The organism is Pseudonocardia sp. KRD291 (assembly GCF_019263595.1).
In the GTDB taxonomy this organism is placed as follows: domain Bacteria; phylum Actinomycetota; class Actinomycetes; order Mycobacteriales; family Pseudonocardiaceae; genus Pseudonocardia.
Genome location: NZ_JADQDD010000170.1, coordinates 1 through 13137 on the forward strand (window position 1 = coordinate 1; position 13137 = coordinate 13137).

Annotated in this window: 12 protein-coding genes; 8 read left to right on the forward strand and 4 right to left on the reverse strand. The window is 70.8% G+C overall.

Annotated elements, in window-relative coordinates:
* The first annotated feature begins 55 nt into the window (after positions 1-55).
* The 6 genes from I4I78_RS21145 to I4I78_RS21170 all read left to right on the forward strand — a co-directional run bounded on the left by I4I78_RS21145 (position 56) and on the right by I4I78_RS21170 (position 8476).
* Positions 56-820: an alpha/beta fold hydrolase gene (locus tag I4I78_RS21145; protein WP_218613188.1), complete on the forward strand. Its 765-nt coding sequence runs from the start codon at positions 56-58 to the stop codon at positions 818-820.
* A 271-nt stretch (positions 821-1091) separates the two neighbouring features.
* Complete coding sequence (locus tag I4I78_RS21150) at positions 1092-1388, forward strand: hypothetical protein (RefSeq protein ID WP_218613189.1); 297 nt, start codon at positions 1092-1094, stop codon at positions 1386-1388.
* A gap of 385 nt (positions 1389-1773) precedes the next feature.
* Positions 1774-3597, forward strand: a complete 1824-nt coding sequence (locus tag I4I78_RS21155; RefSeq protein ID WP_218613190.1) for a phosphoenolpyruvate carboxykinase (GTP) — start codon at positions 1774-1776, stop codon at positions 3595-3597.
* 221 nt (positions 3598-3818) lie between these two features.
* Complete coding sequence (locus tag I4I78_RS21160; protein WP_218613191.1) at positions 3819-6071, forward strand: carbon starvation CstA family protein; 2253 nt, start codon at positions 3819-3821, stop codon at positions 6069-6071.
* Positions 6068-6256 (forward strand): YbdD/YjiX family protein, encoded by a 189-nt coding sequence (locus I4I78_RS33900; protein ID WP_308252265.1) that lies wholly within the window; start codon positions 6068-6070, stop codon positions 6254-6256. Before I4I78_RS21160 ends, I4I78_RS33900 begins: the two co-directional genes overlap by 4 nt.
* A 342-nt stretch (positions 6257-6598) precedes the next feature.
* The gene (locus I4I78_RS21170) at positions 6599-8476 is read left to right on the forward strand and encodes a hypothetical protein (RefSeq protein WP_218613192.1); all 1878 of its coding nucleotides are present in this window, start codon (positions 6599-6601) and stop codon (positions 8474-8476) included.
* A 9-nt stretch (positions 8477-8485) separates the two neighbouring features.
* Here I4I78_RS21170 and I4I78_RS21175 read toward each other — a convergent pair whose 3' ends face one another.
* Positions 8486-8827 carry a hypothetical protein gene (locus I4I78_RS21175; RefSeq protein ID WP_218613193.1) on the reverse strand — a complete coding sequence of 114 codons (342 nt, stop codon included), beginning with the start codon at positions 8825-8827 and terminating at the stop codon, positions 8486-8488.
* A 64-nt stretch (positions 8828-8891) separates the two neighbouring features.
* On the opposite strand from I4I78_RS21175, the gene I4I78_RS21180 reads away from it, so the two are divergent.
* Positions 8892-9473 (forward strand): peroxidase-related enzyme, encoded by a 582-nt coding sequence (locus tag I4I78_RS21180; protein ID WP_218613194.1) that lies wholly within the window; start codon positions 8892-8894, stop codon positions 9471-9473.
* Between the two features lie 563 nt (positions 9474-10036).
* Here I4I78_RS21180 and I4I78_RS21185 read toward each other — a convergent pair.
* The 3 genes from I4I78_RS21185 to I4I78_RS21195 are packed head-to-tail and all read right to left on the reverse strand — an operon-like array spanning position 10037 to position 12644.
* A complete protein-coding gene (locus tag I4I78_RS21185; RefSeq protein WP_275957993.1) occupies positions 10037-10798 on the reverse strand; it encodes an amino acid ABC transporter ATP-binding protein in 762 nt (253 codons plus the stop codon).
* The gene (locus I4I78_RS21190; protein ID WP_218613195.1) at positions 10795-11727 is read right to left on the reverse strand and encodes an amino acid ABC transporter permease; all 933 of its coding nucleotides are present in this window, start codon (positions 11725-11727) and stop codon (positions 10795-10797) included. The genes I4I78_RS21185 and I4I78_RS21190 overlap by 4 nt, the downstream gene beginning before the upstream one ends.
* Entirely contained in the window at positions 11727-12644 is a 918-nt protein-coding gene (locus I4I78_RS21195; protein ID WP_218613196.1) for an ABC transporter substrate-binding protein, read from the reverse strand. Before I4I78_RS21195 ends, I4I78_RS21190 begins: the two co-directional genes overlap by 1 nt.
* Before the next feature lie 236 nt (positions 12645-12880).
* On the opposite strand from I4I78_RS21195, the gene I4I78_RS21200 reads away from it, so the two are divergent.
* The coding region (locus I4I78_RS21200; RefSeq protein WP_218613197.1) for an antitoxin at positions 12881-13137 on the forward strand (257 nt) is incomplete at its 3' end.

The window sequence follows — 13137 nt, forward strand, 5'->3', positions numbered from 1 at the left end:
CGGGTCTGACGCTCGAGGACCGGAACCGTCCGCATTCGCTCGTAACGTTGCCCACATGACGACATTCGTGCTGGTTCCGGGGTTCTGGCTGGGCGCGTGGGCGTGGGACGAGGTCGCCGCCGTGCTGCGTGGGCAGGGCCACCACGTGGTGGCGGTGACGCCGGCCGGGATGGCTGAGCGCCGTGCCGGCAAGCGCAGCGACGAGGCTGCGAGGGTGACGACCGAGGACCAGGTCGAGGACCTGGTCACGACGCTGCGCGGGCACGACGGGGACCCGGTCGTGCTGGTCGGGCACAGCGGTGGCGGGCCGCTCGTCGCGGCCGCCGTCGAGCGCGGCGTCCGGGACCGGGTCGCGGCGCTCGTGTTCGTCGACACCGGGCCCCTGCCCGGCGACGTCGCGCATGTCGACTTCGTCGGTCCGGAGCAGGCCCGACTCGTGCGGCAGCGGCTGGCGGAGAACGGCGGGGAGTACCCGATGCCGACGGCATCCGAGCTCGGCCCGGGCGCGGCCGGTATCGACGCGGAGGCCTTCGAGCGGATCCGGGAACGCAGCACACCCGAGCCGGGAGGCGTCGTCCTGCAGGCCGCGCGGCGGGCCGAGCGGCCGGACCGGACGCTGCCCAAGATCGTCATCGCGTGCACCTTCACCGCCGACGACGTGCGCGGCGCGATCGGTGCCGGGGTCCCGGCATTCGCCGAGATGGGCGGACCGGAGTGGTCGGTGCGGGAACTGCCGACCGGGCACTGGCCGATGTTCTCCGAGCCGGCGGCGCTCGCCCGTCTGCTGGCCGGGGTCGAGGTCTCCGCCCCGGCCCCGTGAGCGCGGGGTCGTCGGTCGGCGCGGTCGCGCCGCCCGGCGGACGGACACCCACCGTTGGTCGCAGAGCGTGAGAGGTCGTCATCGGAGCGTCATCTCGTCGGGCGACCGTCCGGCAGCCGGACAGGGTGCGCCCGGCGACCCGGCGGCGCGTCCACGGCCGGTCGGCCCGTCCGGGGGTCGCCCGTGTAGTTCACTGTGCCCGTCCGAGGCGGCTCACCCGTCCCGCAGGAGAACGGGGCCGCCTCCCCGCGTGAGGTGTGGAGGATCAGACGTGCCCCACGAGTTGGTCAGTGCCTACACGCTGGTGGTCGGCGAGGACGAGGACCAGCCGTCGGTCACCGTGCACACCACGGCCGACGACGCCTGGCGGGCCCTGGACCGGGAGATCCGGGAGCGTTGCGGCATGCGCACCCGCCCCCGGCGGGCGGTGGACGCCGACGGCGCCTCCCGCCTCGCCGACGCCTGGCGCGCGGCGGACCCGGAGAGTCGCTACTGGCAGGTCACCGCGCACCGTCTCCCGATCATGCTTCCGGAGCTGGCGCGTCCCCGTGCCGTGGCCGAGCGGTGACCCGATCGGACTTAGGTCTTTCCGAGCTCTAATTCCGCGCTCGAAAAGGCTCCGTCGAGCATTGTTCCGTCTTGTGGCGGCACCGTCCGGCCGCCCCGAGCGGGCATTCGCCGCATGCCGGGCCGAATGCCGAGTGCTGTTCACCACCCGTCGGGTGGGCCGGGGTTGCGCGGACGTTTCGCGGCCGTCACCAGCACCGTCCGGCCTGCTTCTGAATCGATTTACATGATCGGTGTTGTGAGTCAATTGACAACGAGCCCGGTGGGACGATCGGGATTCCGCCGGTAGCCTCGGTTCCCATCTTTCCCGTCACTTCCCGCATTCCGGTGCGGGTCGACGAACCATTCCCGGTGGCGGGCCGGGGCCGGCGAGGAGACAGGACGACATGACTGCAGCGACCGTTCCGGGGACCGACCACGCACCGACCACCAACCAGGGCGTGGTGTCCTGGGTGCAGGAGATCGCTGAGCTGGCCACCCCCGATCGCGTCGTGTGGTGCGACGGGTCCGACGCGGAGTGGACGCGGCTCACCGACCAGCTGGTCGAGCAGGGCACGATCACCCGGCTCGACCCGGACAAGAAACCCAACTCGTTCTACGCCGCGTCCGACGCCGGTGACGTGGCCCGGGTCGAGGAGCGGACGTTCATCTGCACCGAGACCGAGCGCGGTGCCGGGCCGACCAACAACTGGGTCGCGCCGGCCGAGATGAAGTCGACGATGACCGAGCTCTACCGCGGCAGCATGCGCGGCCGGACGCTCTACGTGGTGCCGTTCTGCATGGGCCCGACCGACGCCGAGGACCCGATGCTCGGCGTCGAGATCACCGACTCGGAGTACGTCGTGATCTCGATGAAGATCATGACCCGGATGGGCTCGCACGTGCTGCCGCTGCTCGATGCCGCGGGCGAGCGCTGGGTGAAGGCGCTGCACTCGATCGGCGCCCCGCTCGAGCCGGGCCAGGCCGACGTCGCGTGGCCGCACAACGAGAACAAGTACATCAGCCACTTCCCCGAGACCCGCGAGATCTGGAGCTACGGCTCCGGCTACGGCGGCAACGCCCTGCTCGGCAAGAAGTGCTACGCGCTGCGGATCGCCTCGGCGATCGCCCACGACGAGGGCTGGCTGGCCGAGCACATGCTGATCCTCAAGCTGATCAGCCCGGAGGAGAAGGCCTACTACGTCGCGGCCGCGTTCCCGTCGGCGTGCGGCAAGACGAACCTGGCGATGCTGCAGCCGACCATCCCGGGCTGGCGCGCGGAGACCGTCGGCGACGACATCGCCTGGATGCGCTTCGGCAAGGACGGCAGGCTCTACGCGGTCAACCCGGAGTTCGGGTTCTTCGGTGTCGCGCCGGGCACGAACTGGAACACCAACCCGAACGCGATGCGCACGATCGAGAAGGGCAACGCCCTGTTCACCAACGTCGCGCTCACCGACGACGGCGACGTCTGGTGGGAGGGCCTCGAGGGCGACCCGGCCCACCTGACGTCCTGGAAGGGCGAGGAGTGGACCCCGGACGCCGGGATCGACGCCGCGCACCCGAACTCGCGCTACACGGTGCCGATCGCCCAGTGCCCGGTCGTGGCCCCGGAGTGGCAGGACCCGAACGGGGTGCCGATCTCGGCGATCCTGTTCGGTGGGCGCCGCAAGACCACGGTCCCGCTGGTCACCGAGGCCCGCAGCTGGCAGCACGGCACGTTCATGGGCGCCACCATGTCCTCGGAGAAGACCGCCGCCGCGACCGGTGGCCTCGGCCAGGTCCGCCGCGACCCGATGGCGATGCTGCCGTTCCTGGGCTACAACGTCGGTGACTACTTCGCGCACTGGGTCAACGTCGGCAAGGGCGCCGACGCGGACAAGCTGCCGAAGATCTTCTACGTGAACTGGTTCCGCAAGGGCGACGACGGCCAGATGCTCTGGCCCGGCTTCGGGGAGAACAGCCGCGTCCTCAAGTGGTGCATCGAGCGGATGGAGGGCAAGGCCGCCGCGGTCGACACCCCGATCGGCTACGTGCCCACCCCGGACCAGATGGACCTCGAGGGTCTCGACGCGACCGCCGACGACATCGCGGCCGCGTTGAACGTCGACGTCGAGGAGTGGAAGGCCGAGATCCCGCTGATCGAGGAGTGGTTCGACAAGATCGGCGACAACCTCCCGACCTCGATCCGCGACGAGTTCGAGGCCCTCAAGCAGCGCCTCGGCGCCTGATCACACCCGCACGCCACCGGCCCGCCGCGACCCGTTCGCGGCGGGCCGGCCGCGTGCCGGGGGTGGGATGAGAGCTCCGTTCGTACGGCCGGGTCGGACGAGCGCTCCGTTCGTGCACCGGGGTTCGCAGGCGCGCCAGTGACAACGCGCGTTGCGCGACCTAACCTCCCTGCGGGAACCGGCGCCACCGGCGGCGCCGGACGCACGATGGGGGTCGGGCCGTGGTCACTACCGAGAAGCCGAGCGAACCCGACGGCCCGGCGCCGAGCCGCCGTCGACGCGATCCCAAGCAGATCGCGATCTGGACCGCGGTCGCGCTCGTGGGCGCCGTCGCGTGGGGGATTGTCGCCATCGCCCGCGGCGAGGACGTCTCCGCGGCCTGGTTGGTGTTCGCCGCCGTCGCCTCGTACGCGATCGCCTACCGCTTCTACTCGCGCTTCATCGCCCACAAGGCGCTGCGCGTCGACGACACCCGGGCCACCCCGGCCGAGCGGCTGAACGACGGGCAGGACTACCAGCCCACCGACCGGCGCGTGCTGTTCGGGCACCACTTCGCCGCCATCGCCGGGGCCGGGCCGCTGGTCGGCCCGGTGCTGGCCGCGCAGCTGGGGTACCTGCCCGGGACGCTGTGGATCATCATCGGCGTCATCTTCGCCGGGGCCGTGCAGGACATGGTCACGCTGTTCTTCTCCACCCGCCGCGGCGGGCGCAGCCTGGGCCAGATGGCCCGCGAGGAGATCGGGCCGATCGGCGGCATCGCGGCGATGATCGCCGTGCTGGCGATCATGATCATCCTGCTGGCCGTGCTCGCGCTGGTGGTCGTGCAGGCGCTCGCGGACTCGCCGTGGGGCACGTTCTCGCTGGCCATGACGATCCCGATCGCGTTGTTCATGGGCTTCTACCTGCGCTATCTGCGGCCGGGGAAGATCCTTGAGGTCTCCACGATGGGCGTGGCGCTGCTGCTGCTGGCCATCGTGGCCGGCGGCTGGGTGCAGGAGTCCGGCCTGGCCGACACGTTCACCCTGTCCGGCAACCAGCTCACGCTCGCCCTGGTGATCTACGGGTTCATCGCCTCGGTGCTGCCGGTCTGGATGCTGCTCGCGCCGCGGGACTACCTGTCGAGCTTCATGAAGATCGGCGTGGTGGTGCTGCTGGCGGTGTCGATCCTGGTGGCGTGGCCGTCGCTGCAGCTGCCGGCGTTCACCGAGTTCGCGTCGAACGGAGCAGGGCCGGTGACGGCCGGTTCGCTGTTCCCGTTCGTGTTCATCACGATCGCCTGCGGCGCCCTGTCCGGTTTCCACGCCCTGGTCGCCTCCGGCACCACGCCGAAGCTGATCCAGAAGGAGTCCCAGATCCGGGTGATCGGCTACGGGGCGATGCTCACCGAGTCGTTCGTGGCGATCATGGCGCTGGTCGCGGCGTGCATCATCGACCCCGGCCTGTACTTCGCGATGAACGTCCCGGCGACGGCTCTGGGCCCGACGCTGGAGTCGGCGTCGGCGTACGTGACCAACCTCGGCTTCCAGATCACACCGGCCGAACTCGCCGCGGCCGCGCAGGCCGTCGAGGAGCAGACCCTGATCGGCCGCACCGGCGGCGCCCCGACCCTGGCGGTGGGGCTGTCCACGATCCTGTCCGAGGTGTTCGGCGGGGATGCGCTGCGCGCGTTCTGGTACCACTTCGCGATCATGTTCGAGGCGCTGTTCATCCTGACCACGGTGGACGCGGGTACCCGGGTCGGTCGGTTCATGCTGCAGGACACCGTGGGCCTGGTGTGGCCGCGCTACAAGGACACCTCGTGGAAGCCGGCCGCGTGGAGCGCCAGCGCCGTGATCGTCGGCCTGTGGGGCTACCTGCTGTTCATCGGGGTGAACGACCCGCTGGGCGGGATCAACCAGCTCTTCCCGCTGTTCGGGATCGCGAACCAGCTGCTGGCCGCCGTCGCGCTGGCCGTGTGCACCACGCTGTTGATCAAGTCGGGGCGGGCGAAGTACGCCTGGATCACGCTGGTGCCACTGGCCTGGGACGCCGTCGTGACGATCACGGCGAGCTTCCAGAAGATCTTCTCAGGCAACCCGAAGCTGGGGTTCTGGGCCCAGCGCACCCAGTACCAGGAGGCGCTCGAGGCGGGGAAGACGAGCCTGGGCTCGGCCAAGTCGGTCGAGGCGATGGAACGGGTGGTGTTCAACTCGACGGTGACCACCACGCTCACCGCGCTGTTCGCGATCCTGATCCTGATCGTGCTGGCGGACTCGGTGCGGGTGTGGATCGCGGCGCTGCAGGGCAGGCCCCTGTCCAGCGGCTCCGAGGACCCGTACACGCGTTCGGAGCTCTGGGCGCCGTCCGGGCTCGTGCCCACCAGGGAGGAGCGGGAGCACTCCCGCGAGCTCGCCGGTTCCGGGACGGGCGGTCGGGGCACCGGCGGCTCCGGTACGGCGGGCGGTTCCGGCACGACGGGCGGGGCCGGCTCGTGAGCGTGCGGGAACGGCTCGACGCCGCGTGGCAGCTCGTGCGGGAGATGGCCGGCGAGCGGGACTACGAGAACTACCTGGCCCATCGCGCGGCGCACCACCCCGGTGAGCCGGTCCGGGGCGAGCGGGAGTTCTGGCGGGAGCGCACCGACCGGCAGGACCGGAACCCGACGGCGCGCTGTTGTTGACCGGGAAATGGCGACTTCACCCGATCGGATCAGCCGAGCGCGCAGAGTGATGACGGTGCCGCGGTTCGTACGGCCGGCCGGGTGGCGTCATTTCCGGATCACTGCAGATCACCGGCTACCTGATGCGGGACAGGTAGCCTCGGGCCGGGACTCACGTTCCGGTGCGCCGGGGTCAGGATCGTCCCCAGGTGCTCCGATCGGACGCGCCGCCGTCGCACCCTGTGACGGCGAGCGGATCGACGACGGGCCGCGGCGCCCCCGCGACGGAACACCGGACGATCCCCGGCGATACATGCCGTGAGCGTCGTCCCTGTACGACGGCGCAGCGGAGGTGTGACGAACGTGCTCGATGTACGGGTGTCCGACGGTCTGGACCAGGAGTCGCTCGTCGCGTTCACCGACCGGCTCGCCGCCACCGGCCGGGCCGGTGCGGCGCAACGGGCGGCACGGACGAGGATCGTCGACGACGTGCGCGCCGGGCGGGTCCCGGCCGGTCTGCGCCGGCTCGCGTTGTCGTTGAACACGCCGCTGCCCCCGCGTCCGCGCCGGTCCTCCGACGACCCGGAGACGCCGGCCTCGGTCGTCGTCGAGGAGAGTCTGGTCGTGCTGTCCGGGGCGTCGGACGACGAGCTCGTCGAGGCGCTGGAGGCCCTGGTCGGCCGCGGGATGCGAGTGGTGGTCACGGCGGCCGACGCCGGTGCACCGCGTGCCCTGCGCGGCCGTCTGCCCTCGGCCTTGGCCGCGCACGCCGTGGAGAAGCTGCCCTCGCTCGACCCCGCCGACCTGCGGAGGCTGCGCCGCCTGCTCGCCACCTCCACCCCGGAGCGGCGGATCCGGGGCCGCCAGGAGCTGCCGTCGGCCGGCGCCCTGCCGGCCCACGAGGACATCGCCGGGTGCTGCGCCCGGGCGGCGCGCACGATCGACGGCGCGGACGCCGAGGAGGCCCGCGTCCTGCCCTCGCTGCTGCGCGACCTCGACGCCGAGCGTCGCGCCGCGGTGACCCAGGTCGGGCGGTGCGTGGGCCGCACGGTCGGTGGGCTGAACGCGTCCCCGCACGTCGGCTGGCTGCGGCCGGCGGTCTACCAGCTGGTGCACAACGTGCACCGTGCCGAGTACGAGCAGCTGCAGAGCCTCGCCGCCCAGCAGCGCGACGGCCTCGAGCGCTTCGGCGGCGTGCCGGAGGTCAGCGAGGCCGGCCCGGTCCCGGTCGACGCCGCCGTGATCGTCCGCGACTACCTGTCCTACCTCACCGAGGGCGGACGCAGCCGCACCTACTTCCGGCCCCCCGCACAGCGGGAGGCCCAGCCGGTGCTCAGCCTGTTCCGGGTCGGCGGCGTGGTGCCGCAGTCGGTGGACGAGGTCGGCGCGGTCGCGTTCCACCTCGACCTCGCCGCACGCCACCGCGAGATCGACCGGCTCTGCCAGGTGCTCGCCGTGCCGACCCCGCACGGTCCGAACGACCTCCGTGAGCTGGCCGACGCGCTCGATGTCGGCGCCGCCGCGGCCCGCTCGGTCGGTGCGCTGCGCCACGACGTGCTGTTCCTGCAGCAGGACTCACCGGTCGTGGTGCCGGACCTGACCGCCGCCGAACGTGTCGCCCGCGCGATCGTCGACTACGACGAGCACGGCGACCCGGCCGAGGCCGCCGACGAGCTGGACCGCCAGGCCGACGAGCTGATGGCGACCGTGCCGGCCCCGACCATGGCACCCGAGCACGAACGCCTGGTGGCGGCGCTGCGCGCACACGACGCGGACGCCTACGCCGAGGCCCTCGACGAGCTGGAGGCGGCCCGCCGCGACGCCGCCGACCAACGCGCGTGCAACGAGCTGCTCGCGCGCCTGCGCACCGACGCGCCCGCGCTCGCGGACGCCTGGGCGGCGGGGAGCGGGTCCCGCGGCACCGGCTACGGGTTGCTCTGCTTCGCCGCCTCGGACGCCCTGCTGTCCGGCCTGCCGCCCGCGGACAGCGCCGACCTGGTGGTCGTACTCGGTGCGGGTGCGTTGTCGGCGGACGCCCTGCTGCTCACCGCCGTCGCGCCGCGGATGGTGGCCGTCGTCGGCGACGAGCCGCGGGCGACGTCGGGCACCACCCTGCTCGAGGTGCTCAACCAGGCCTCGGCCCGGTTCCTGCGCGGCCGGACCCCCACCGCGCCGGAGGCCACGCCGGACGGCGACCCGGTCGCGATCCCGGCGCAGAACAGCGCCCGCGGGGAGGACTGAGGACTCAGCTCAGCCGGGGCCGACGGAGCGGATGGCGCCCTCGATCCGTTCCAGAAGGACGAACGGGTCGTCCGCGGCGGGTTCCTGGCGTTCCCACCGCGCGTTCTGCTCCCGGCCCGGCAGGAACAGCGACCAGCGACCGGGCTCGGGGGTGTCCGCGCGCAGCTGCGCCAGTGCCGTCGACGACCATGCGGCCCCCAGCTCGGGGAACGTGGGCGGGCGCCGGTCCAGGATCGTGATGGTGGAGCCGGTCGTGGTGTAGCCGATCCGGCGGCGTCCCTGCTCGTGGTCACCGACGAGTTCGGAGCACCAGGTCGCCAGCCTCGTCCGGACCTCTTCGGGAACGCTCATGGGCGCACATCGTCCACGATCCGGACACGTCCGGGAAGAGCGGGACCGACTACCGTCGTCGAACATGGGTGAGCAGCACGAGGTGAGCCGGTTCGGGCACGTGGAGGCGGCGGACCTGCCGCCGGACCTGGCCGAGCGGATCGGCGCGATCGCGGAGAGGTCGGGCTTCGTCCCGAACGTGTTCCGGGCCCTGGGACGGCGACCGCGCGAGCTCCGGGCGTTCCTGGACTACCACGACGCGTTGATGGACTCGAACGACGGACTGAGCAAGGCCGAGCGCGAGCTGATCGTGGTGGCCACCTCCGGTGCGAACCACTGCACCTACTGCGTGGTGGCGCACGGTGCGGTCCTGCGGGTGCGCATGAAGGACGCCGAGATCGCGGACAAGGTCGCGACCAACCCGTACGCGGTGGAGCTCTCCGCGCGCGAGCGGGCGATCGTCGACCTGGCCCTGCTGATCGCCGCCGACTCGGCCGCGCTGACCGAGGCCGAGCTGGACGACGCCCGGGCGGCCGGCCTGTCCGAGGACGAGATCTGGGACGTCGGCGCGATCACCGCCCTGTTCGCGATGTCCAACCGCCTGGCCCACCTGACGGCCCTGCGCCCGAACCCGGAGTTCTACCTGATGGGCCGCATCCCGCGCTGAGCAAGTGTGTGGGGACGCCCGCTCAGGTCGTCGTGGGTCAGGTTCCGGGGGCCCTGCAGTAACTCCCGTCGAGAACGTCGACCAGTGTGGCCCCCTGGACATGGCCTTGACCTGGGGACGCGCTGGCGGCCTTACCGAGGTACTCCTTGTCCTTACCTTCGACGCACCAGACCCCCTGGGAATCAGGTTCGAACTCGACCTGGACCTTGATCAGGACGGCCTCCAACCGGCAGTTGTTCCAATATGCGGAGTCGCCCTCGATGTGAAAGTCTGGATCGACGCAGGGGGGATCGGCTGCCGCCGTACCGGACATCGAAAAGATCCCGGCCACTGCCGCGACGAGGACGCTCCCGCTTGCTGCGGCTACTCGCCGACGCCAGATCCGACCCGCTGACCCCGAGGTGCTGGTGGGGAACGATGACAACTCAGGATCCATGGTGTCTCCCGTTGACGGCGCCGTTGAGGTTGCCATGATGATCCTCGGTTGCGACGAACGAAGCAATAACTGTCGCAAATCGTTAGCAATTGCGAAAACCAAGTCGACGGATCGATCTGCGGCGACGTCAGAGGACCTTCGACAGGAAGATCTGCGTGCGTGCCTCGCGAGGGTTCGTCAGCACCTCGAACGGCGTCCCCGACTCGACTATCCGCCCGTCATCCATGAACACCAGCGAGTCCCCGACCTCGCGGGCGAACCCCATCTCGTGCGTCACCACCACCATCGTCATGCCGTCCTGGGCCAGTCCCCGCATGACATCGAGGACTTCTCCGACGAGTTCGGGGTCCAGTGCGGAGGTGGGCTCGTCGAACAGCATCAGACGGGGCTTCATGGCCAGTGCCCGCGCGATCGCGACCCGTTGCTGCTGGCCACCGGAGAGCTGGTTCGGGTAGATGTGTGCGCGGTCGCTGAGCCCGACCCGTTCCAGCAGCTCGGCGGCCTGTTCCCGGGCGGTGGTCTTCTTCTCGCCGCGCACCACGACTGGTGCTTCCATCACGTTCTCCAGCGCGGTGCGGTGCGGGAACAGGTTGAACCGCTGGAACACCATGCCGATGTCGCGGCGCTGACGACCGAGCTCGGCGTCATGCAGCTTGTAGAGCTTCTCGCCTGACTCCCGGTAGCCCATCAACTCGCCGTCCACCCAGAGCCGGCCGGTGTCGATCGTCTCCAGGTGGTTGATGCAGCGCAGCAGTGTGGACTTGCCGGAGCCGGACGGGCCGATCACGCAGTTCACCTCGGCCGGCTGCACGACGAGGTCCACGCCGCGCAGCACCCGTGTCGGACCGAAGCTCTTGCAGACCTCGCGGGCCTCGACCATCGGGGTCATCGCGTGCCCTCCGAGCTGCGCTGCGCCAGGAACGACGGCATCTGGAACAGGGACGGACCCGGCGGCCCGCTCGCCACCCCGCGTCCGAACCGGCGTTCCACGAACACCTGCCCGACCGAGAGGATCGACGTCAGCGCCAGATACCAGGCCGCGGCCACGATCAGTAGCGGGATCGTCTGGAAGTTCGTGGAGTAGATCCGCTGCACCGAGGTGAGCAGTTCGAAGTACCCGATCACCACGACCAGCGACGTGGTCTTGAGCATTGAGATCGTCTCGTTGCCGGTCGGCGGGATGATCACGCGCATGGCCTGCGGGAGCACCACTCGCCGCAACGTCTGGGTGCGCGTCATACCCAGCGCTCCGGCCGCCTCGGTCTGACCGTGGTCGACCGACTGGATACCGCCGCGGACGATCTCGGACATGTAGGCGGCCTCGTTCAGCCCCAGGCCGAGCAGGCACGCCGCGAACTGGTTGATCAGCTGGTTCGTGTCGAACACGACGAACTCCGGCCCGAACGGCACGCCCAGCGACACGAACGGGTAGAGGGCCGAGAGGAAGTTCCAGAACAGCAGTTGTGCGATCAGCGGTGTTCCGCGGAACACCCAGATGTAGAGCGCCGCGACGGAGCTGAGCACCGGGTTCGGCGAGAGCCGCATGACGGCCAGTCCGATCCCGCCGGCGATGCCGATCACCATCGACAGGACGGTGAGCAGCAGGGTGTTCTTCAGCCCGTTGAGCACCGGCTCGGAGAGCAGGTACTCGCCGACGACGTCCCAGCGGAAGTTCTCGTTGGTGAGCACCGTGTTGACGAGCATCGCGGCGAGCACCGCGAGGACCGCGATCGCGACCCAGCGCCCGGGATGGCGGACGGGAACGGCGTCGCGGGGCTCGGTCCGTGACGTTCGTTGTCCGATGGTGGGTTCGGTCATCAGCCCTTGATCTCGGAGGTCGGGATCGCGCCGTTGGCGACCTGCCACTTGTCCAGGATCTTCTTGTAGGTCCCGTCGGCGATCAGCGCCTGCACCGCACCCTGCACCGCCTGCGGGTAGCCGGCCTGGTCCTTCTTCAGCGCGACGCCGTACGGCGCGGTGTCGTAGGGCTGGCCGACGACCTCGACGGCTCCGCTGGTCGTCGTGACCGCGTAGGCCGCGACCGGGGAGTCGGCGAGCATCGCGACGATCCGGTTCGACGTCAGCGCGAGCGTGACGTCGGTCTGCTGCTGGAGCTCGGTGACCGCGATCGCCGGCTGGCCGGCCTGCTGGCACTTCGTGCTGCGGGCGGCGACGTCCTCGACCTGTACGGTCCCGGCCTGGACTCCGACCTGCTTGCCACACAGGTTGTCCGGATTGATGCCGTCCGGATTGCCCTTCTTCGTGGCCAGGCTGGTGCCGGCCGAGAAGTAGCTGACCATGTCGACGGTCTTGATGCGCTCGTCGTTGATCGTGAACGAGGAGATGCCGGCCTCGAACTTGCCGCCCTGGATGCCCGGGATGATCCCGGAGAACTGGCTGTTCTGGAACTCCGGCGTCAGGCCCAGCTTCTGCGCGACCGCGGTGCCGAGGTCCACCTCCATCCCGATGACCGTGGTGCCGTCCGGCCCGGTGAACTCGTTGGGCGGGTACGAGGCGTCGGTGCCGAAGACGAGCTTCCCGTCCGCCTTCACCGCCTGGGGGACCTGCGCGGCCAGGGCGTCGTCGCGGGCGGCGGGGGCGACCGCTTCGCCGCTCGGGGACGAGCCGCCGCTGCTGCCGTCCCCGCCGGAGCCGCATCCGGCGAGCGTGAGTGCGGCCAGCGCGGTGAGGGCCAGCGTGCGGACGGTGGTGGTGCGGCTTCGCGCTGTGGTCACCGGTGGGCCTCCAGGTTTCGGGCTAGATCGCCGGGGATGCTGCCATCGAGGGGCCCGGATTCCCTAGCGCGCCATCGGTTCGTTACCGGACGGTCGCATCCCGGGGCCGGCCGATACGGTTCGTGACCGTCCGGGAACTCCCTGCTGGACCCCGGACGTTGAAATACTGTGGGGTCGCACAGACCCTGGTGCGGACCATCGACGATCCGCACCGGCACCACGACGGAGGACGACCGATGGCCCTGTTCCGCAGACTCACTGTCCTGGCCGGTGCCGCCGAGGCGGCCCGCCGCTACGCCCGCAACCACCCCGACCAGGCCGGCAACGCCCTGGACAAGGCGGCCCAGTTCGTGGACAAGCAGACCAAGGGCAAGTACACGAACCAGATCTCCGGCGCCGCCCGCAAGGCCAAGGACGTGGCCGGGATCCCGCAGCCGGGCTACGGCTACGGCGCGCCCGGCACCACCCCGCCCGCACCGGGACGCCCCGCGGC